Source organism: Deinococcus humi (genome assembly GCF_014201875.1).
Lineage (GTDB): Bacteria > Deinococcota > Deinococci > Deinococcales > Deinococcaceae > Deinococcus > Deinococcus humi.
Window position 1 is genome coordinate 61,441 of the sequence record NZ_JACHFL010000017.1, and the last position, 19,182, is coordinate 80,622.

The following is a 19,182-nucleotide window of genomic DNA, read 5'->3' on the forward strand; positions in this document are numbered from 1 at the left end:
GGAGCGCAGCAGGCTGCCTGCTGCCTCCCCTCCAGAAATACCGCGATACCGACGCCGCCAAGTCGTTGTTGCGCCGCTTGATCAGCCAACATCACGGTCCAGAAGCCATCCGTACTGACAGCTCAGCAGTCCCCAGTCCTTACAGTGTTTGATTGAGCTGCTCAGTCGAACAGGGTGGGCAAGACCGTTGGTGCAGGAGCATCAGGCCAGGCGCCAGTCTTGCGGAATGCCAGTCCCCTGGCACGTCGTTCCTGCAAGGCCGGCGCCATGATGAACGGCGCCGCCAGGATGCTCCATACCGCCCCCACACCCGATTTCTGAACTGTCGCGACGTCGCGCCCCAGCTGGCTGACGCCGTCCTGGGTGGCACGGCCCCGCTTGGGTTCCACCACCACAGACCGTCCCTGCGCATCACGCGCGTACAGGTCGATGCCACCGGAATCAATCAGCAACTCGCGGTCCAGCACGGTCAGTCCGGGTTCAATGAGTTCCGGGTGGCGGACCAGGGCGTCCTGCATTTGTTTCTCCGAATCAGACAAGGTGAATGACGCCTCGTGCACATCAAGCGCCAGGTGAGGATGCAGGAAGGTGACGCGCACGAGTTCCTCAGGACTTTGGCGGGAGGCGTGGCGCAGGCAATGGCCGTGTTCGACGCGGGCGGAGCGTTCGTCCGTACGGGGGTGCCAGTTCATGGGCTTGATACTGGTGGGGGCGTGGATCTGGAGGCTGCCGCCGCGTTTGAGTATCACGAGGGAGGCGCCGATTTCGGCAGTGCTGGTGGCGCGCCCGTGATAGGTGACTTCAGCGAGGCCAGCGATCTGGATCAGGCCATCGCGGGTGCGGGTATGGGTGGTGAGGTGGGTGGTCAGACCCCCTGGGTCCGGGGTGAGGAGTTGAGCGCGGATCATGCCGCATGGTGGCCTGGTCAGTTAAAAGTTCCTGGTAAACCAAACTCCTCGCTTGCTCTCCAGAGCGACGCAAATTTTGTCGATCCAGGCCCGGCACCGCAGGCGCAATAGAATGGAACATAGGGTTCTGCCGTTCACTACTCGTCAAAACTCGACGTCAAGTCTTGACGTCGAGTGAGGCGCCTCGCCTGTGAGACTTCACTCCACCATGGAAAGCTGCTTCTCCATCGCATCAAAGAAGCCGTTGTACCCCTCGCGAGTTCGTTCAAGGTGCTCGTCGCTGAAGCCATGGCGAGGCTGCCTAAAGGTCATCTCCGTGCCGCCCGACACTTCCTTGAGCATGACGACCACCGGCTCGGTGGCAGGCAGAGAAGGCTGGTCCGTCAATGTAAAGGCGAGGCGATAGGGCGGATCAACTTCGGTGTACTCACCGGTCCAGTAGATGAGGTGTCCGTCGGGAAGCTGTATGGTGGCACGCCACTTGCCGCCGACGCGGACGTCCATCACCACCGAGTCGAGCGGCACCTCCACAGCCTCTGTGCCGAACCAGAAGGTGAAGTGCTCGGGCGTCGTCCACATCGCATAGACACGCTCAGGTGGGGCAGTGAAGGTGCGGGTGATCATCAGTCCGTCGGTCATGGGCATCTCCTGTGGTCTGGGCGGCGTCAGGGCTCGGTGTGTTCCGGGTCGTCCAGTGTGGCGCGCAAGCGAACGTCGAGACGGTCGAACCGGTCGTTCCAGAAACGGCGGTAAGGCTCCATCCACTCGGCAGCCTCGCGCATGGGGTCGGCAGCGAGGCGACACGGACGCCACTGGGCGTCTCGGCCTCGCGTGATGAGCCCGGCCTTCTCGAGGACTTTGAGGTGTCGCGACACTGCGGGAAGGCTGAGGTCAAACGGTTGGGCAAGCTGCGTCACAGTGGCTTCGCCGAGGCGCAGTTGTGTGAGGATGGCGCGCCGAGTCGGGTCGGCGAGGGCAGCGAAGGTTTCGCTCAGCGAGTCGGGCTTCTGCATTTCGCTTCCTTGTTAATTAACATAGTTGTAAAGTACGCTGGAGACAGCGCGAAATCAAGAGAGGTTTGTGGCCGTGGCTCGCACCTGCTGGCTCCCTTTCAACATGCGGCATCAGGCTTGCCAGGCTGCGCGAGGGCGCCCGCCAGTGTCAGCACCAGGACCACGCTGCCTCGCTATCGGTCTGGCAGGCTTCCCGGCACAGCGCGATCACATCGGTCCGGCTGCGGCCAGGATCTCGAGGCCGTTGTCGCTGGGGCCGCGTGTCAATCGGCCTTCGGGCAGCGGCCTGGAGCGGCGCTGGGCGTTGGCCAGCACAGGAGGGGACAGGGCAGGGGAGAAGCGCCAGCCTGAGGGCGATGCTGGGGAGATTTCTCGGCCAGCAGGCGCTTGAGGCGTGGGTCCATTTCCTTGCTCTGGGCGGCCTGCGCCGCGAGGCGAGAGTTGGTGGGGGTTGAGGAGCGGAGGTTCGGGGCTGCTCAGACCTGCGTAGAGCCAGTCGTCGGCATCCGCGGTGTCGTACGCGCTGATCTCCGGCAGGCGGCGCAGCCGCTGAAGATGAGCTGATGCGTCCTCTCCGCCTCCAGGAACTCGCCGCGCTCGCGGGCAGACAGAACTGCGCCGGATCGGCCTTCCGTTTTTCAGAGTGCTGACGGCAAGGTCGAGCTGACGACTGACGCAGTTCCAGTGCATGGTTCCGTCGGGCTCAAGGGTGGTCTTTGTGCTCCCCAGAGCGAGCTCGATTTCCGTTGAGGAGGAGACCTTCTGCTTGTGCGCGGGCGACTTGTCAGGCATCGGAAGGGTTCACCTCCTTGATCTGGCTTGTGGGTGCAACCCAATCACTGGGCCATTTTGTTTGAGCGCGAATAGCGCTGGCTGGCTTCACCAGGCCATGTCGTGCTCAGGGCAAGTGTGGCATCGCCTGACTGGGAGAGTGCGCAGTCACGAAAAGCCCCACGTTCAAGGTGGGGCGACCCTCTCCGCCTTCACCCGGGCGGAATGTGTTGTTGGGTGGAGTCAGCGTAAACGGCTGGGATCGAACGCGCGTCAACCATTCTGTTGAGCTGCCAAACCAGCTCAGCGCGTCGGCATCCATCCTTTGCCGACCCCTTCCTTGCCCAGAGTGCCGCGCCCGGTCATCCCAATCTTGGGGGAAGACGCGCCGGATCCACAGCTGGCTTATCTGGGGCGGCTGAGCGCCCCCGAACATGTTCCGGTATGGCGCGGTGTCGGATGGGCAGCTGATCGCCGCTGCGCAGATGACGGTGATTGAAGAACTGGTGCACATCTCTGGGGCGTCGACGTTGCCTGCAGTTCGTGGCCAGGGAGCGCAGGCGGCCCTGCTGCGTCGTCGGCTCATCGATGCAGTGGACGCCGGGTGTGACCGGGCCACGGTGAAAGTGAGCGTGAGCAACAGGGCCAGCCTCCGCAATGTGGAGCGGGCTGGCTTCAGACGCCGTTATCAGGAACGCCGCTTCAGCTGGGCACCACCAGGGCGTGCAGAAGACTGAAAGGGGTATCGTGATGGTCTCTTGCCCTACGGACTTCACCTCCTGATGGGTCAAGTGGAGAATGGACACCTGGCGAGATTGGATCCCCGAGCCCGATAGAGCCAGGCTCGATGATTACGGGTCTCAGGGGCTGGTGTTTTCCTGGTCGGATCAGCCCGCAGGACAGCCGCCCATTGATCGCCGCATCCTGCGAGTTCACCTGAACGGCGAGCTCATCGCCCAATCTGATCCCATCAGACCCGTGAACCCACAGGCCTGGTGAGGCAGACGCTGGTTCGGCTGCGCACCTGGCTCTGCCGACAGTCCGTCAAATAACGGGCGGCAACTCTCCCCAGGCTGAGCAGCCCCACTGATACTCGCCAAGAGTGCATCGGGCTGGGGTATGGCTCATCCCCTTCAAATGGGCCTCAGGGCAACAGGTCATACGCTGCGGCAAATGGATGCAGTCAACGGAACTGAATTGCTGAGGCATATTTGGGTGTTGGAGCAAAAAGGATGTGCCGTCCGGCGTGATGGGATCGGGGAATTCATCGTTCGATTGCCGCCAGATTTCAAAGACTCCTTGGGCGAAACGTGGCCAGAGAAGAGTGAGCTTCACGAGTGGCAACCCCTTATGGAAGCAGTGGAACGGCTGGGAATCATAGCCGACGATCTCGACAAGTAAGAGCCTGAAAAAGGCCAGCGCAAAGGCTGGCCAGATGGCGCGTCTAGCATGCCGCGCGGCACTGCTCCAGAAGGCGGGTGCCGGACTTGCCCCGGATGGTGGTGGAGCCTGACCATCTCTTCCTGCCGGGCTGAGCGTCTTGATTGACTGCCGGCGCATCTCATTCCAGGGATGGGGCGAGTTCTGTCTCTTCTCTTGTGCGCAACGAAGGTTGAGCATCGCTCAGGTGTGTCGTCCAGTCACGATAAAGCCCCACTTGGCGGTGGGGCGGTCAAGCCTGTCTTCACCCGGACAGACCCTGGTTGTGGGGTACAACAAGCGTAAGCCCGCATCCTGTCAGAGGGATGTGCTGTTTTCTCGGCACAAAAAAGCCCCACACAGGGGTGGGGAAATCCCCGCCTCACATCGGCAGGGCTTGTTCGTAGAGAGAACGTAGTGCGTCAAACACGACACGGATATGACGCTCTCTCGCAGGTGTTGAAGATAAAAGCCGTTCACTGGCGGGAGCGATCCAAGTTCATGTAGATAGGAGGGTTCATGTCCCTTTGGACGGGCCAGTGGTGGCAATGGACCAGCCTGCGCCAGAAGTGCCTGAACCTGCTGGCAACATGAAGCTAAAGCGTTAGCGGAAGGCCGTTGAAATTACAGGTAAATTCGTCTGAATACAAAATCATCCGATCGAATACATCCGGTGCAAGAAAGGAATGGAGCTGTGCCCCGCACATGACTCGGAGACAGACTCGAGCATGAGCCGAATAGAACAACGGGAGCAGGTCCGTCATCAGCGCCGGCAAACAGTGGCCGCTCTTCGAGATGCAGAGGCGTGGGTCAAGGCGCACAGGACTGGTTGCCCCTTCGCCGCCTCAGACCTGACGGGCATGTTCTTGGATTCTACGAACTGCACTACCGTTCTTGAACTGGCGGAACTTGAGGGATCGGTCCGCACTCATCTCAGGCAACTTCAAAGTCAGTAGGCGAGAGGATGGTGACCTCACTATTCCAGTAAATCCGGACGATTGGGCTGTCACCGATCATCATCTGTCTTGCTGCACAGAAGGGGTCTGGGAGGCGACGGTCCAACCGCAATCAAGTCTGGGCTTCGGCTGCGGAGCATTCTTACCAGTGTTCATTGTTGTGAAGTTCCATGACCCGTCACACCAAGTGCAGGTGCACCTGGTGGCCGTGCAAGAAGAAGACGGCCCGCAGGCCGCCTTGATTTCTTAAAGAAAGCGTCGAATTCAGGCAGCGTCAAGGGTATACATCGGATTCCACGCCGCACTGTCTGCCCATCCCTGGGAAGCCACCAGGCTGCTGTCCGTCACGCTGTCGCGGTCAGCATTTCAATGACCGCTCGTCGCTGTGAAGCCGATGATGGCCACAAGCATCATGCCGAGGAACGCGATTCGAGCGAGTGTGCCTGGTTCTTTGAACAGGATAATGCCCAGGACTGCTGCTCCAACGGCGCCGATCCTCACCCAGACGCCATACGCGGGGCCGATGGCGAGCGTTTTCGCTGCGAGTCCGAGTCAACCCACGCTGGCCACCAGACTGGTGACGGTGAGGATTGTAGGCAGTGGGCGGGTGAAGCCCTTCGTGGACTTAAGCCCAATCGCCCAGCCAGTTTCCAGAATGCCTGCGGCGATGAGCAAGATCCATGCCATCACACGACACCTCCCATTGTCGCGCCGTCTGGTCATAACCGGGTACGGCGGTTCTCTCGTCCGGGTGCGCTCCGGGCCGAAACGGGAGCGTAACGAGAGCAATCTAGGATTCAAGACAGACGGAGTGGTGAGCAGCCTGCAAGCACCAAGAGCATCTGCTCGACGATGATGGGTGCCGATGAGGGCTGGGGTGAACCAGGGCGCTTTCAAGCGTTGGGCAGCCTGTCACCCTTCCCCGCTAACTTGCCACAGGAGTGGCAGACTGAGGCGTGGTCCCGCCCTCCATGCCGTCTTTTGTCGCTCAAACCACCGCGCGGGCCCGGCGGCTGCCTTCGGCTTACGGTCCAGCCCTGGAGACCTTGATGCGGGGCGAGGTCAGTGTGGCTGAAGTGGCCAAAAGAACAAACATCCCGGTCAAGCAGGGCCGTGGGTGAGCCGGCCAGCATGTTCAGGCCCTGGTTGCCGCCCGGGCTGAACTTGGGCAGGATGGCGCTGCCCGCTTTGGCGGTGTTCACGACTGTTAGGTTGGCCTCCGGCGCCAGGGAGCCCCGCAAGGTGCATTGACCTGGTAGGGGACAGTCACGCTCTGGGTGTTCCTGGCGTTGTTGGTGACGGTGCAGGTCACCGTCCTGCTGGCCACGGTGCTGATGGTGGGCGCGGTTTCTGGACGGTCTGATGGTAGACGCTGGACGATGTCCCTCTCGGGCGTTCTTGACCCGGTGCTGTTGGGCTCTATCCCAGGTGGTCGCTCACGGCAGCTTCAGCCCGCTGACGCATGGTTTCCCACAACATCTGCACGTGGGCGCGCTGGGTGGTGAGGGCGCCAATGCTGATCCGCACCATCCAGCGCCCTTCCAGGGTCGCTGGCGTCAAGTAAGCCAGTCCCGAGTCATTGATCTGCTGACACCAGTCCTTGGTGAAGGCGTCAAGCGCTTCAGGTGTCAGACCGGCTGGTTCGTAGCGCACACAGACGGTCTGCAGCGTGACTGGAGCCAGGACCTTCCAGCCGGGAGCCGCTTCGACCTGCTGGGCAAGCCACTGGGCATGATCAAGGTCGCGGCGCAACCTGGCCTGCAGGCCTTCTCTTCCCTGGGTACGAATCAGCGCCCACAGTTTCAGGGCACGAAACCGGCGTCCCAGCGGGATTCCCCAGTCGCGCAGGTTCTTGACCTGGTTGTCGGCTGCGCTTTGCAGGTAACTCGGGTTGGTGCTCATGACCCGGATCAAGTGCTGCTGATCACGGACGTAGTAGAGGCTGGTGTCGAAGACGGCGCCCAGCCACTTGTGGGCATTGACGACCAGTGAGTCGGCCTTCTCTATGCCTTCCCACATCCACCTGCACTCGGGAAGGATCATGGCGCTTCCGGCCATGGCCGCGTCCACATGCAGCCATAGACCGTACTGGCCGGTGATGTCACTGATCTTCTGTACTGGGTCGAGCGCGGTGGTGGTCGTGGTTCCCACCGAAGCCACCACGGCGCAGGGTTGGCGGCCTGCCGCCAGATCCGCTTGAATGGCGGCCTCGAGGTGGTCCACCCGTAACGCAAAAGCGCTGTCCGTTTCGATCACCCGCACATTGCCGGCCCCAAATCCCGCCAACATCGCCGCTTTGGCCACACTGCTGTGACTGTACTCGGAGGTGTAGATCACCAGCGGAGAAACCTCGGCGCTCAGTCCGTCGGCGACGCCCCCATAGTTCGTGGTGCGCTCACGGGCGCACAACAGCGCCACCAGGGTACTGGTTGAGGCCGTATCCTGAATCACCCCGCTCCACTGATCAGACAGTCCCAGCATCTGGCGCAGCCAGTCGGTGACCACCTCTTCGAGTTCGCTCAGAGCGGGGCTCGACTGCCAGGCAAGTCCCAGCACACCCAGCCCGCTGCTCAGCAGATCGCCAAGCACGCTCGAGAGATCGGCGTTTCCTGGGAAGTAGCCGTAGAACTGAGGGTGCTGCCAGTGTGTCAAGCCTGGCATGACGATTCCCTCCAGGTCCCCCAGGACGGCCGCGAAGTCCTCCGGCTGATGGGGTGGCTGGTCAGGAAGCTGGGCGCGGATACTGCCCGGTGACGAGCGGCTCATCACCGGGCGTGACGCGACGCCAGCGTGGTAGTCAGCGAGGTAGTCAATCACCTGGTGACCGAAGCGACGGAACGCTTCGGGGGTCATGGCCTGCCCCGCCGCCGTGGTCTCGGCACCGCTTTCTGGCGTTGTTTCTGCTGGTTTCACAGGGCAAGATAGCCCGGGCGCTCTAGGGAGCCGCCTCAGGTTGCCGCGTGGACCTCACCCAGGTCCACTGCACAACTTCATCCTCAGTGTCGCCGATTTATGCCTTATCGGAGTTGTGTGGCGGGCACCCACACGTCCTCAGTTCACGTTGCCCTCCTACCCTTCAGAAGGCACCCTCGTGGGACGACAGGTGCACCCGCGCCCTGCTCGACTCCATACAGCCCACGGGGAAGAGACTTCAGGCGAGTGCCGACCATGCGCGGGCTCAGCCCCGCTGTCGGTGCCAGGTGTTCTGAGGCGTGAAGGGCCCCCGGGTACACATGCAGTTTCGGCAGAGTGGACGCCACGTCCTCATCACGAAACAGGTCCAGTTCGCCCACGTCGATGAATATGGGAGGGAGTCCGGACAGGTCCTGAGCACGCGACGAAGCGGCGTACGGGTCGGCCTCCTGCCCGCCGAGGTACCAGCTCCACGCCTCGAGGTTCTTTGTCCGGTCCCGAATCGGCCTAAGGTTGTCGAGTTCGCGTGAGGATGCCGTCTCGTTGTGGTCGTCGAGCATCGGAGACGCAGCCAGGACAAAGCAGCGTTCGGGACCCTCCAGATCTCGCACCCTCAGCGCGGCGGTCAGCGCGAGGCCACCTCCAGCGCTGCCACCATATGCGCCCAGGCGCGCTGGGTCGAAGCCCAGCGCCTTCGACTGCTCCGCCAGCCACACCAGTGCGCCGTAACAGTCCCGTACGGGAGCTGGGTATTCCGGAGCGAGCCGGTAGTCCACCGACACGACGACCGCGCCCAGCTTTTCCCACAGCTTGACCCCCTGGAGATGCTCGCCGGCCACACTGCCACTTCACAGGCCGCCCTGTGGATGAGCAGCCGTCCAGGCCTGGGCCCGCCGACGTGCACAGGGTGATGGAAGCGCGCGGCCACCTCCGGCTCGTCAGGCAGGTCAGGGACCACCTGGTCCTGCCAGGTCACCGACTGAACAGGAGGCAGGCGGGCGCTCATAGCGGCCAGCGCGGATGACCGGGTCCTCGGCCCAGAGGTCCGCTGGAAGATCATTGACGTGGTCCTGTTTTAAGAAGGGTGCGGACGATGAGTCTGTCGTTGTGGGCCTGAGGTGAACTTGTCCACGCCCGGCAGAGGACAGGGGCACCGTCAGGTCACCCTGCCGGGATGCGCAGTGATCAAACCTGCCTCTGCCGGGCGTCGGTCAGATGCCTTGAGGCTTCCCATTCCTCCCATCCGCGATCCTGGCCCGGACCAGGTCAATGGCGTCGGGATTCTCCAGGCTGGTCAGGTCACCGCTCACCTCACCACTGATCAAAAGATCGCGCAACAGCCGGCGCATGATCTTCCCGCTCCGGGTGCGCGGCACGGTGGACGTCACGATTACCCGGGCCGGACGGGCGATGGCGCCCACGCCCTGAACGATCGCGTCGGCCAGCTCCGCTTCCAGCGCTGGACCCGGCTGAGCGTCCCCACGCGGCACCACAAACGCGACGGGCACTGAACCCTTCAGGTCATCCGGCATGGCCACCACCGCCGCTTCACTCACGGCCGGGTGTGTGATCAGGGCCGCTTCCATCTCCATGGTCCCGATCCGGTGCCCGGCCACGTTCATCACGTCGTCCAGGCGCCCCGTCACCCAGAGCAGCCCGTCCGCGTCGATTAAAGCTGCGTCACTCGCCGCGTAGGCACCAGGGAAGTCACTCAGGTACGTCTGCACATACCGCTCGTGATCCCCCCACACCGTGCGGGCCAGACAGGGAAACGGCTCAGTGAGCGTCAGGGCACCCAGTTCGCCCGGCGAGGCCTGCTGCCCATCGTCGCGTACCACCCGGGCGCGGTACCCCGGCAGGGGGTGACCGCAGCTGCCGGGCCGGGTGGGCGTCAGGCCCACCATACTGCTCGCCCAGGCCGTGCCCGTCTCCGTCTGGCCGTAGGTGTTGTTCAGGAAGATCCGGCCTGCCCCGAGCTTCCCTTGCGTCCAGTGCCAGGTTTCGGGATCGAGCGGCTCACCCACCAGGCTGATCAGCGACAGCCGGCTCAGGTCGTGCCCGCCCAGCGGCGCGTCGCCCGCACGGCGCAGCATGCGCAGGGCCGTGGGCGCGGTAAAGACCTTGTTGACCCCGTAGCGCTCAATGACGTCGTAGGGACGCGCCGGGCTCGGCGTGTCGATGCCGCCTTCGTAGATCACATGCGTCGCTCCGTGGGCCAGGCCGCCGACGAGGGCGAAGATTGGAAAGGTCAGCCAGCCCACGTCGGCCGTGCACCAGTACACATCGTCGGCTTGCAGGTTGAGCGACCATTTGACGTTGGCGTAAGCGCCGGCAAGGAATCCCAGCCCGGCATGGACGAGGCCTTTGGGCTTGGAGGTGGTGCCCGAGGTGTAGATGATGAACCCCGGCTCGTTCGCTTCCAGATCGACGGGGTCGGCGCGGCGGGTGGTGGCCGTCAGCAACTCGTGGAAATCGTGCTCTCCAGCTTGGAGCCGAAACGCCGGGTCCACCCGCCGCGCCACCACCACGTGGGGGATGTCGAGCCCCACCATGGCCTCGTCCAGCGTCGCCTTGAGCGCAATGGTTTTGCCGCGCCGCAGCGTGGCGTCGGTACACACCACCGCCTTGGGCCGGGCGTCCTCGAGGCGGTCCCGGACGGCCGACGCGCTGAATCCGGCAAAAATGACCGAGTAGATCGCGCCGATCCGGTAGCAGGCGTGGATGGCGATGAAGGCCTCCGGGACGTTGCCCAGGTAGATCGCCACGCGGTCGCCTTTCGCGACGCCCAGATCCTGCAACGCGGCGGCGAAGCGGGCGGTGGCGTCGGTGAGTTCACCGTAGGTCCAGGTTTCGCGCTGGCCATCTTCCCGTTCGTACCGCAGGGCCGTGCGCTCGGGAGGATGACGGTCCAGGCAGTTGACGCTGACATTCCCCGTGGCGCCCGGGTAGTACTGGAACTCTCCCAGCGTGCCGTCCAATGCGGTGGCGGGCGGCGTCGTCCAGGTGAGCTCCCGAGCCAGGTCCAGCCAGTACTCGGCTGGATCAAGCGCCAGCAGGCGCTGGGCCTCCTGGGCATTGACTGGTGCGGTTGCCCGTAGGGCGTCGGTGGGGGGGATCAGGGGATGTTCGAGCATCAGTTTGTCCACAGGCAGTCTCCTCTTTGTGGTGGGGTCGGTGGTGCGCCGAGGGCTTGATGCTAAGGCCTCAGGCACCCGCGCGAACGTCCACCACCAGGGAGCCGCACTTCGCGCTCCCGCAGTCGCGGGACGGCTCTCCCAGCCCCCACCGACCGCTCGGAACGCATCATGCACTCGGGTCACCCGGTAGGTCCGGTTGCGCCAGTGCAGCGAAACTGGTTTCCCGTGTTCGTTGAGGTCCACGCTGCGCCGCTCTTGAACTGCTCGCAGGCCTTACGCTACCCCCTCTGGATGCTTGCGTGATCGAAGAAGCCGTCAGCTTCTTGCACTTCGGCGGGACGCGTGGGGCTTTTCGTGCTGAGGTTGAATAATCCTTCTCAGGGAGGGCATACGTTGATTCCACTTCGAGAGAGCAGAGAAGCTTCACGCGCCGTCAAGCGCGGGGGTGGTTTCGCGGATGGCCTCAATGACAAGGTGGGGCGGTCCACTTAAATTCTGTGCCCGCTGCGCCCGGCCAGGATGCGCGGCGGCCAGCCACTGAGGGCGGCGTGGGCTTGGAGGAGGCGCGTGCAGCCACGCATCGTGGTCCTTGCTCGGCAACAGCGCTGGCATCCGCTCACGCCGCTCCACCAGATCTGGCCTCGGTGGCCGGATCACGACCGTGCAACTCTCCCGCAGTCCGTCTGGGGCCATGGTTCGGTTTCACAGTCCTGCCACCAGCAACGGGTTGGCGCCTTTCCAGGCAAGCCTGACCCGGGTCATCAGGGCCATGACGATCGGCGTGTCGATGGGCTGAGCAGCGCACAATGCGGCTATGGAACAAAGGGCATTTGGAATGACCGGCTTAAGCGTGAGTGTGTTGGGCCTCGGGGCTGGCCAGGTGGGCGCCGAAAGCCTCAGCGAAGAAACGGCCGGTACGCTGCTCAACCGCGCGCTTGACCGCGGAATCACACTGGTGGACACCGCGCGCGGTTATGGCCTGAGCGAAGAGCGGATTGGCCGTCACCTTGCGCACCGCCGGAACGACTTCATCCTGAGCAGCAAAGGCGGGTACGGCATCGAAGGCACCGAGGACTGGACGCCGCTGGTGATCCGGCGCGGCATTGAGCATGCCCTGCAGCGTATGAGGGTGGACTGGATCGATATTTTTCACCTTCACTCCTGCCCCCTGGACGTCCTGAGAAAAGAGGACCTGCTCGGTGCCCTGGACGACGCCCGCGAGGCCGGATATGTCCGGGTCACGGCCTACAGCGGCGAGAATGAGGCGCTTGCCTGGGCGGTCCATTCCGGCCGGTTCGGCTCCGTGGAGACCAGCGTCAACCTCGCTGACCAGTGGAGTCGTCACCATGTTCTGCCGAGCGCCAGCGAACGTGGGCTGGGCGTGATCGCCAAGCGTCCGATCGCCAACGCCGCCTGGCAGTTTACGCATCGGCCTGTCGGCGAATACGCTGAGACCTACTGGGAGCGCCTGCAGACCATGAACCTGGACGTCGTCCGGCAGCAGGCTGGTCTGGATTGGGCTGACCTGGCGCTCCGGTTCAGTGCCTACGCGCCGGGCGTGCACAGCGTGATCGTGGGCACCGCAAACATCGAGAATCTCGAGCGGAACATTCGTCTGGTCGAGGACGGCCCGCTGCCACTGGACGTGCTGACCTGGATTGAGGCCGCGTGGGCCCAGCATGGTCAGGAGTGGCAGGGCGAAGTCTGAACCTGCGGTGTGGGGTCAGGTTGGCAGGGGAGGGGCGAACAGAAATCGGAGGCGATGGTATCTCTGAACCAAGAGTCCAAACCTCACACTGCCGGATTCGGACCGCAGCTTTGCTGTGCCGGGAGGCGACGCAGCAGGCGGCCTGATTCTCAAGCCGCCTCCTTGAACCACTCCGGTCCCGCTGAGGTGAAGTTGCTTCGCGTGGCTGCCCACGTCATCGGCCAGCGCGGCCACGCGACTCAGGCGCTGAATGAATCAGGCCGGGCGTGGAGGGCAGGGCATCACCAGACGGCCAACCTTCAGGCGATGCGCTGCATGTCAGTGGTGTAGCGCTGTTTCAACCTGCTGCTGAATTCCGCCGCGTGTGCTCCGGCCAGCATGACATCAAGCGAATAGTAGGTGTCCTCGCCGAGAAGGAGCGGCTTGCTGCTAAAACTTTGCTTAACGACCGTCTGTGCCGGGGCGCTGCTCAGAAGAGCATTGACTTCCTTTCGCGCCTCAGCGACGGCATCAATCAGGATCCGGTAGGTCTCCATCCCAACGGTTTAGCAGTGTTCCCCTGACGCTTTTCTGACAATGTTGAGACGGGTTGCGGATCGCGCCGAACTCAGGCACGCTCAGCGCGTTCCGTCCTGGCTTCGTTTTCGCTCATGGACGGTGCGGCTGGTCTGCCAGTATTTCAGGCCATTCTCCTGCTGTTTCAAAAACCCACTCAAACTGTCAGATTTGACGAAGGACGAACTGGCAGGCAAGGTATACGCCTGTCGCACATCCCGCTCGGCGTCGGACGTGGACAGAATCACCGGATACGGACCAGACGGGCCTCCAGGAGGCCGGGTGGTGCTGTGCAGCGTGGTGCAGGAGACCTGCCGACGCATCTTCTACCGGAATCGGATACAGCGAGAGCCCCGCCCAGGAACACCGCCTGATCTGGATGTCGGTTGACGGTCAGGACCGACTTAGGCCAACCCCCGGCGTGAGCGCGGCCCACGGCGTTGCTTGCAGTGTTCTGGCCGCCTCACTGTGATGGAGTCAAAGGCGTCCCTGATGCCTGACACGTCTGATCCATCCATCATCTCACGTCTCCGGTCACCTCTGCCTCTCCATACTTCGATTCGCAGGGCACGGACAGATCGGGTGACCCAACTTTCCCCTGGACGTTCAGATTGCCGTCACGACGGTGACCTGCGGCCTGATCGTGATCCTCGCCCCCCGCAAATTTTCTGGGTGCTGGACCCGACGCTCGAGGACTGGACGACGTGAGGGGTCAAAACAGGATCTGACACGTCCTCTACCCTTCATGAATAAAGTTCCCTCTTTCCCTGCTGAGAAGCCGCGCCCATGCTGACTCCGGCAGCACTCTGCTGATGCCGCTCCCAGGAGGAACATTATGTCCGCAGCCGCTGGCGGTCTGGTCATCGATTGGACCCAGATGACCACCTACAACACCATCATGTCCCTGGCCACCGGGGCCGCCCTGCTCTCGTTGGCCGCGTTGGGCCGCACGGTAGCCCGCAAAGAGACCGTTCACGCCGAGGGCTGGGCACTCAATTTCGGGGTCCTGGGCTTCATCCTGACCCTGACCGGCGCGCACATGACACTGACCTGGCCGTTCGCCAGATACTTTCCCTTCGACAACATCATCTTTGGCGAGCCGTCGCTGGCCTTCGGCGTGATCCTGCTGGCCGCCGCCTTCTACCTCTGGAAACGGGCCGCCACCCTGCGTGGCTGCGCCGCAGTGGACCGCGAACTGGCAGGGGCCGCGCAGCCGCTCAGTATTTTCGTGGTAGGCCTGGGCTTGGCAATGGTGGCGATCGCCTGCGCGGGCGTCGCCTTTCAATTGTTCGCCGCTCCTCCTGAAGAACCGATCTCGGGCCGCTTCGCCCAGTACCCTTGGCTCGAAGCTCTTTTTATCTCCGGTTTGTACGCCACGGTGGGTTTAACGGCGATGCTCTATCCCTTCTTCATGCGTCAGGTGGCGGCAGGTCAAATCGGGAGCGCCGTTCAAAAGGTAACCGGCGTGTTGCTGGTCCTCGATGGCGTGGCCTTTTTGCTGTTCGGGGCCCTCAATTACTACACGCACATAGGCTTGATCATCAACACCATGCCCAAACCCTAAAAACACTCTGACAGCGAGCAACGGAGACCTTTCGCATCACAAAAGCAATGGGTGGGAGCAACATGTGTTGAAACTACAGGTTCTTGTACAGCGCCTGCCGGATAATCCAGGATCACCCCCTGCTGATAGGCTCACAGATCGAGAGCCTTGCTGATGAATGTACTGCCCTTCTCCACCTGGATGCGCCCAGGCACCACACCGCCCACACGCTCCCCTTGATGCTGGTCCCGACATGAATCGCCAAGCACTCCTGCGTGAAGGGGTCGATCAAGGTCAGGGCATCAGACCATTCCTCGTCAATGAGCGTGTCCGAAACAAAAGCAAACGCCCAAGCTTTATTGGGCTGTTGGCTGCGCTGCGCGTCGTGCAGCGCAGCCATGCCGTCTGGGCCGTTTCATCCTCAGATTTAAGCCAGCCAGTTGATACAGCCTGAAAAACCGCTTGTGGCCTAAATGCCAGCCTTCCCGCGCCATCAGGACATGAATTCTTCGGGAGCCGTACCGCGCCCGGGTATGGGCAATCTCGTGCATCCTTTGGGCTTCTGGATGCGCCATGCCCTGGTGGCGGTCAATGGTCCGCCACTCCTTTGAGAAGGGCGGAGGCGCGCCGTGCCCTCACCCGGTGGCCCGTCTTGCAGGTGATTGAACAGAACGCGGCGCTGATCCAACTTCAGAGCTTCTTTTGAATCACGGTCTGCGGCTTGATCTCGTGCAGTTTCAGATCGGCCGCCAGTTGTGTTCAGCTTGCGGTTCTCCTCTTCGAGATGTCTCAGCTGTCTGAACCCGCTGACCCCCAGGCCGCAGAACTTTTCTTCCAGTGCAGGTACCTCAACGCCGCGATGCTCCTCTTTCGCCAGATTTCGGCCACAGAGTCCGGTTGTTTGAGAGCGGAAGCAAGCTGGTCGTTTGTGAATCGTTTTCCACGCATTGCTGGCTTCCAGGGGGTTTCCGCGATCATCCCAGAGGCTCCATTCTCGTGTGGACAGGTTCTCAGGGTTCAGGTCACGGTGGTTTATAAAGAGGGCAACACAGCCAGGAACGCCCCCAACTGCATCTGTACTGCCCGGCGAATCGGGACAGCCTGATACTCCAGATTTGTCTCAATCTCTTTGAAACCAGCCTCCAGAAGGGGCTTCAAGTGTTGACGCGCGGTTTCGAGGGCCGGAATCTCCTCCTGCTCCTGCTGAAGTCTGATTGCCCGGTCCAGCATGCTGTAGATCAGGAGTTGATAGAACTGCGAGACATACAGCGCATCCGTTTTCTGCGCAACGGTCGCCGGCTTCAGCGTTTTCTCGTCATTCAGAATCCCCTGACGCTGGCTATCGGCAGTCAGAAGATAGTGCTCATGGAAGAGCCGGAAAGCCCGGTGGAGGCGTGAATCCAACGTCATGAGGGGGCGAACCGGCTGATAAATCGCCTCCACCTGCGCCGTGAGGCGTTCCATTGTGGCCAGGCCTGTCAGGCGCACTTCCCGGCGGCTCAGGGGAGTCAGGCTATGGTCGGCCACCGCTGAAGCCTGAAAATATGGCAGCTCAGTGACCAGCGCCAGGGCTCTGGGCTCACCCAATGTATTGAGGAAGTCACCGCTGGACCCACCACTACTGATCAACCTGGCCGGATCCTCGTCCGTAAAAGTTTCAAAGTAGTCGTAAGCCTCGGCCACCGAGGAATCTTTGAAAATCGCCGGGGCAAATTCAACGGCCCAGGGCATCTCTGGCTCACCCTGCGCCAGCACCAGTCCCAGGGATTCGGGAATGTGGTGGAATGCTGGGTAGACCTCCGGCAGATCGCGGCTGATGTAGTAGTACACCCCACCAAATCCCGCGTTGTGAAGCGCGTAAACGAAGGTGGGCCGAACTTCTCTGAGCGCCGCCATTAACGCCTGGGTTTCAGGAATGGGGGCGTCAAAGGTGAATCGCTTGTGCTGAACGGGGAAAGTCCACTCCACCTGTTCCATACCAGGGGGACGGTAAAATTCTGCGGCGTAGTGCCGGATGGTAAACGGACCATTGAACCATCCCTCGTTCAAGCGGGTGCCATCTGGATCGATGCAGGGCAGCAGATGCCAAGTGAAGGTGCCGCGCAAATCTTCATGGGTGAGGAGTTGGTCGAGCAAATAGCTCACCAGCATAGCCCCAATCGGTTCATTTGGATGCGGACAGGCATAGAACAGCAGCGCCACTGGCCCTGTTCCAATGCTTACCATCGGAATAGCCTCACCTTCGCTCGAATGACCCACCTCGCGGTATCGGACCAGTTCCGGGTGTTGCCGGGCCGCATCTCGCGCCTGGGCATACAGCTCGTCTACCGTCAGAAACCGGGTGTACTCGGGCACCGTCTCCAGCCACGCCTCCAGGCTTTTCACGTCAGTCGCCAACATGCTCTTCTCCTCATTCACGGCTAACGACCCATTCGAGGGTCAAAGGCCTGCCGCAACCCATCACCGACGAAATTGAAGCTCATCACCACCAGGGCGATGAAGATCCCCGGCCACACAATGAGCGAAGGGGACTGCAGCAAATAATTCTTGCCTTCGTTAACCATCGTGCCCCACTCCGGTGTGGGCGGCTGCACGCCCAGCCCCAGGAAGCCCAGAGCCGCGAGGGCCAGGATGGCCTGTGGAACGCCGAACGTCGCGGCCACAATGATCGGCGTCAGGCTGTTGGGCAGGATGTACCGGAACATGATGCGCCCTGAACTGGCTCCACTGGCGCGTGCCGCCTCGACGAATTCCCGCTGCCGCAGCGTCAACACCTGAGCGCGAACCAGGCGGGCGTAGATTGGCCAGCTCACGACGCCCAGAACCCACACCACATTGAAAATGCTGGTTCCGAGGACAGCGATCACGGCCACCACCAGCACCAGGAAGGGAAAGGCAAAAAACACCTCCACCAACCGCATGATCAGCACATCCACCCAGCCCCGAAAATACCCTGCAACCAGCCCCAGAAGGCTCCCCAGGCCCGCTGCGATGACCACCACCACCAGTCCGGAGACCAGCGAGATGCGCGAGCCGTAGATCAGCCGCGAGAATAGATCTCGCCCGAAGTTGTCGGTGCCGAGCAGGTGACCGCCCTGACCTGGCAGGAGGAAGGCACTTTGAAGATTCATGGCATAGGGATCATCTGGGGCCACCCAGGGAGCGAACAGGGCCGCCCCGTAAAAGGCCAGCAGCAGCAACAGCCCCAGTACGCTCAGGCGATGGTGCGTGAAGTCGCGCCAGCTCCGGCTGGCCGGACGTCGAGTACGCATTGCACTGACGTTGAGGTTGAAGGCTTTACTCATAATGAATCCTCGGATCCACCAGCGAATAGAGCAGATCGGTGACCAGGATCGACAACACAAACAGAGTCGCGAAGACCAGCACGCTGCCCTGAATCATCGGGAGGTCGCGCTGCTGAATGGCGGTAATCGTGAGCATGCCCATGCCTGGCCATGAGAAGATGGTTTCCACGATGACGGCTCCGCCCAAGAGCCCCCCAAATTGCAGACCCGCCGTGGTAATGATTGGGAGCGCCGCGTTCCGCAGGGCATGTTTGTACACCACCCGTACCGGTGCCACACCCTTGGCGCGGGCTGTGCGGACGTAATCTTCACCCAGAGTATCGAGCAGCGCGTTGCGGGTCAGGCGCGTGAGAATTGCCGTAAGCTCGCTGCCCAGCGCGATGGTTGGCAAAATCAGGTAACTCAGAAAGGTCCATGGGCCGCCGCTCAAGTTGACGAGACCGCCGCCACCCAGAGGCAGCCACTGTAGTTTCAGGCTGAAGAGCAAAATCAACATCAGCCCCAACCAGAAACTGGGCAGCGCCACGCCCAGCACGCTCACGGCGGATGCCAGGTAATCGGCGACGGTGTTGGGCCGTGCGCCGGCCAGACCGCCTGCAATCAAGGACACAATTGCTGCGAAGAGCAGTGAAGAAATGGCCAGAAGCAGGGTATTGGGCAAGGCGGCCCAGATCTGGGCGGCCACCGGCTGTCCGATCACAATCGACTGCCCCAGGTCGCCATGCAGCACATCCCACAGGTAATGCACGAACCGGAGAAACCAGGGTTCATCCAACCTCAGTTGGCCACGCACCCGCTCAACGGCGTCAGGATTGGAGATTCCAGAACTGAGTGCCAGGCTGATGTAGCTGCCCGGCGCAAATGCCAGCAGCGCGAAGGTAATAAAGCTGATCCCCACCAGCACAGGGATCAGCAACAACAGGCGTTTGAGAATAAAATTCAGCACGGATCAGA

19 protein-coding genes and 1 pseudogene are annotated in these 19,182 nt (G+C 62.1%); 7 read left to right on the forward strand and 13 right to left on the reverse strand.

The window, feature by feature from the left end; genetic code table 11:
* Nucleotides 1-161: 161 nt before the first annotated feature.
* The 3 genes from HNQ08_RS21655 to HNQ08_RS21665 form a co-directional block, all read right to left on the reverse strand.
* Nucleotides 162-908 (reverse strand): endonuclease NucS domain-containing protein, encoded by a 747-nt coding sequence (locus tag HNQ08_RS21655; RefSeq protein WP_184136775.1) that lies wholly within the window; start codon nt 906-908, stop codon nt 162-164.
* Nucleotides 909-1,106: 198 nt separating this feature from the next.
* Nucleotides 1,107-1,547, reverse strand: coding sequence for an SRPBCC family protein (locus HNQ08_RS21660; protein WP_184136777.1), 441 nt, complete (start codon nt 1,545-1,547; stop codon nt 1,107-1,109).
* A gap of 26 nt (nt 1,548-1,573) precedes the next feature.
* Nucleotides 1,574-1,921, reverse strand: coding sequence for an ArsR/SmtB family transcription factor (locus HNQ08_RS21665; RefSeq protein WP_184136779.1), 348 nt, complete (start codon nt 1,919-1,921; stop codon nt 1,574-1,576).
* Nucleotides 1,922-3,126: 1,205 nt separating this feature from the next.
* Here HNQ08_RS21665 and HNQ08_RS21670 point away from each other — a divergent pair.
* Both HNQ08_RS21670 and HNQ08_RS21675 read left to right on the forward strand, forming a co-directional pair.
* Nucleotides 3,127-3,429, forward strand: coding sequence for a GNAT family N-acetyltransferase (locus tag HNQ08_RS21670; protein ID WP_184136781.1), 303 nt, complete (start codon nt 3,127-3,129; stop codon nt 3,427-3,429).
* Between the two features lie 436 nt (nt 3,430-3,865).
* Nucleotides 3,866-4,093: a hypothetical protein gene (locus tag HNQ08_RS21675; RefSeq protein WP_184136783.1), complete on the forward strand. Its 228-nt coding sequence runs from the start codon at nt 3,866-3,868 to the stop codon at nt 4,091-4,093.
* Between the two features lie 1,340 nt (nt 4,094-5,433).
* Here the strand turns inward: HNQ08_RS21675 and HNQ08_RS21680 are convergent.
* Nucleotides 5,434-5,790: pseudogene (locus HNQ08_RS21680) on the reverse strand (DMT family transporter).
* Nucleotides 5,791-6,023: 233 nt separating this feature from the next.
* On the opposite strand from HNQ08_RS21680, the gene HNQ08_RS21685 reads away from it, so the two are divergent.
* Nucleotides 6,024-6,188: a hypothetical protein gene (locus HNQ08_RS21685; protein ID WP_184136785.1), complete on the forward strand. Its 165-nt coding sequence runs from the start codon at nt 6,024-6,026 to the stop codon at nt 6,186-6,188.
* Between the two features lie 298 nt (nt 6,189-6,486).
* On the opposite strand, the gene HNQ08_RS21690 is transcribed toward HNQ08_RS21685, so the two are convergent.
* From HNQ08_RS21690 to HNQ08_RS21705, 4 genes are all read right to left on the reverse strand, one after another.
* Nucleotides 6,487-7,980 carry a pyridoxal phosphate-dependent decarboxylase family protein gene (locus tag HNQ08_RS21690; protein ID WP_342355716.1) on the reverse strand — a complete coding sequence of 498 codons (1,494 nt, stop codon included), beginning with the start codon at nt 7,978-7,980 and terminating at the stop codon, nt 6,487-6,489.
* A 143-nt stretch (nt 7,981-8,123) separates the two neighbouring features.
* Nucleotides 8,124-8,819, reverse strand: coding sequence for an alpha/beta hydrolase fold domain-containing protein (locus HNQ08_RS21695; RefSeq protein WP_184136787.1), 696 nt, complete (start codon nt 8,817-8,819; stop codon nt 8,124-8,126).
* A gap of 372 nt (nt 8,820-9,191) precedes the next feature.
* Nucleotides 9,192-11,126, reverse strand: a complete 1,935-nt coding sequence (locus tag HNQ08_RS21700) for an acetate--CoA ligase (protein WP_184136789.1) — start codon at nt 11,124-11,126, stop codon at nt 9,192-9,194.
* A gap of 414 nt (nt 11,127-11,540) precedes the next feature.
* A complete protein-coding gene (locus HNQ08_RS21705; protein ID WP_184136791.1) occupies nt 11,541-11,810 on the reverse strand; it encodes an SOS response-associated peptidase family protein in 270 nt (89 codons plus the stop codon).
* 121 nt (nt 11,811-11,931) lie between these two features.
* On the opposite strand from HNQ08_RS21705, the gene HNQ08_RS21710 reads away from it, so the two are divergent.
* On the forward strand, nt 11,932-12,825 hold the full coding sequence (locus tag HNQ08_RS21710; RefSeq protein ID WP_184136793.1) for an aldo/keto reductase: 894 nt from the start codon (nt 11,932-11,934) through the stop codon (nt 12,823-12,825).
* Nucleotides 12,826-13,124: 299 nt separating this feature from the next.
* On the opposite strand, the gene HNQ08_RS21715 is transcribed toward HNQ08_RS21710, so the two are convergent.
* The gene (locus HNQ08_RS21715; protein WP_184136795.1) at nt 13,125-13,361 is read right to left on the reverse strand and encodes a hypothetical protein; all 237 of its coding nucleotides are present in this window, start codon (nt 13,359-13,361) and stop codon (nt 13,125-13,127) included.
* 854 nt (nt 13,362-14,215) lie between these two features.
* Here HNQ08_RS21715 and HNQ08_RS21720 point away from each other — a divergent pair.
* Both HNQ08_RS21720 and HNQ08_RS27605 read left to right on the forward strand, forming a co-directional pair.
* Complete coding sequence (locus HNQ08_RS21720; protein ID WP_184136797.1) at nt 14,216-14,944, forward strand: DUF981 family protein; 729 nt, start codon at nt 14,216-14,218, stop codon at nt 14,942-14,944.
* Nucleotides 14,945-15,176: 232 nt separating this feature from the next.
* A complete protein-coding gene (locus HNQ08_RS27605; protein WP_229790167.1) occupies nt 15,177-15,377 on the forward strand; it encodes a hypothetical protein in 201 nt (66 codons plus the stop codon).
* Here HNQ08_RS27605 and HNQ08_RS28340 read toward each other — a convergent pair.
* Nucleotides 15,280-15,498 carry an IS3 family transposase gene (locus HNQ08_RS28340; protein WP_425321368.1) on the reverse strand — a complete coding sequence of 73 codons (219 nt, stop codon included), beginning with the start codon at nt 15,496-15,498 and terminating at the stop codon, nt 15,280-15,282. The two genes, HNQ08_RS27605 and HNQ08_RS28340, sit on opposite strands and share 98 nt — an antisense overlap.
* 457 nt (nt 15,499-15,955) lie before the next feature.
* Nucleotides 15,956-17,182 (reverse strand): M14 family zinc carboxypeptidase, encoded by a 1,227-nt coding sequence (locus tag HNQ08_RS21730; RefSeq protein WP_229790176.1) that lies wholly within the window; start codon nt 17,180-17,182, stop codon nt 15,956-15,958.
* On the opposite strand from HNQ08_RS21730, the gene HNQ08_RS27610 reads away from it, so the two are divergent.
* A complete protein-coding gene (locus HNQ08_RS27610) occupies nt 17,174-17,347 on the forward strand; it encodes a hypothetical protein (RefSeq protein ID WP_229790178.1) in 174 nt (57 codons plus the stop codon). The two genes, HNQ08_RS21730 and HNQ08_RS27610, sit on opposite strands and share 9 nt — an antisense overlap.
* Here HNQ08_RS27610 and HNQ08_RS21735 read toward each other — a convergent pair.
* Together HNQ08_RS21735 and HNQ08_RS21740 are read right to left on the reverse strand one after the other, a co-directional pair.
* Nucleotides 17,344-18,228 (reverse strand): ABC transporter permease, encoded by an 885-nt coding sequence (locus HNQ08_RS21735; protein WP_221284360.1) that lies wholly within the window; start codon nt 18,226-18,228, stop codon nt 17,344-17,346. The genes HNQ08_RS27610 and HNQ08_RS21735 overlap by 4 nt on opposite strands.
* Nucleotides 18,221-19,174 carry an ABC transporter permease gene (locus HNQ08_RS21740; protein WP_268240029.1) on the reverse strand — a complete coding sequence of 318 codons (954 nt, stop codon included), beginning with the start codon at nt 19,172-19,174 and terminating at the stop codon, nt 18,221-18,223. Before HNQ08_RS21740 ends, HNQ08_RS21735 begins: the two co-directional genes overlap by 8 nt.
* Nucleotides 19,175-19,182 lie beyond the last annotated feature (8 nt).

Excerpts from the sequence above, each read along its gene's own strand:
- HNQ08_RS21665 (WP_184136779.1), bottom strand. The coding sequence starts at position 1,921 with ATGCAGAAGCCCGACTCGCTGAGCGAAACCTTCGCTGCCCTCGCCGAC.
- HNQ08_RS21675 (WP_184136783.1), top strand. The coding sequence starts at position 3,866 with ATGGATGCAGTCAACGGAACTGAATTGCTGAGGCATATTTGGGTGTTG.
- HNQ08_RS27605 (WP_229790167.1), top strand. The coding sequence starts at position 15,177 with ATGAATCGCCAAGCACTCCTGCGTGAAGGGGTCGATCAAGGTCAGGGC.
- HNQ08_RS21660 (WP_184136777.1), bottom strand. The coding sequence starts at position 1,547 with ATGACCGACGGACTGATGATCACCCGCACCTTCACTGCCCCACCTGAG.
- HNQ08_RS21735 (WP_221284360.1), bottom strand. The coding sequence starts at position 18,228 with ATGAGTAAAGCCTTCAACCTCAACGTCAGTGCAATGCGTACTCGACGT.
- HNQ08_RS27610 (WP_229790178.1), top strand. The coding sequence starts at position 17,174 with ATGACCCACCTCGCGGTATCGGACCAGTTCCGGGTGTTGCCGGGCCGC.
- HNQ08_RS21670 (WP_184136781.1), top strand. The coding sequence starts at position 3,127 with ATGTTCCGGTATGGCGCGGTGTCGGATGGGCAGCTGATCGCCGCTGCG.
- HNQ08_RS21705 (WP_184136791.1), bottom strand. The coding sequence starts at position 11,810 with ATGGCCCCAGACGGACTGCGGGAGAGTTGCACGGTCGTGATCCGGCCA.
- HNQ08_RS21715 (WP_184136795.1), bottom strand. The coding sequence starts at position 13,361 with ATGGAGACCTACCGGATCCTGATTGATGCCGTCGCTGAGGCGCGAAAG.
- HNQ08_RS21720 (WP_184136797.1), top strand. The coding sequence starts at position 14,216 with ATGTCCGCAGCCGCTGGCGGTCTGGTCATCGATTGGACCCAGATGACC.
- HNQ08_RS21655 (WP_184136775.1), bottom strand. The coding sequence starts at position 908 with ATGATCCGCGCTCAACTCCTCACCCCGGACCCAGGGGGTCTGACCACC.
- HNQ08_RS21710 (WP_184136793.1), top strand. The coding sequence starts at position 11,932 with ATGGAACAAAGGGCATTTGGAATGACCGGCTTAAGCGTGAGTGTGTTG.
- HNQ08_RS28340 (WP_425321368.1), bottom strand. The coding sequence starts at position 15,498 with ATGGCGCATCCAGAAGCCCAAAGGATGCACGAGATTGCCCATACCCGG.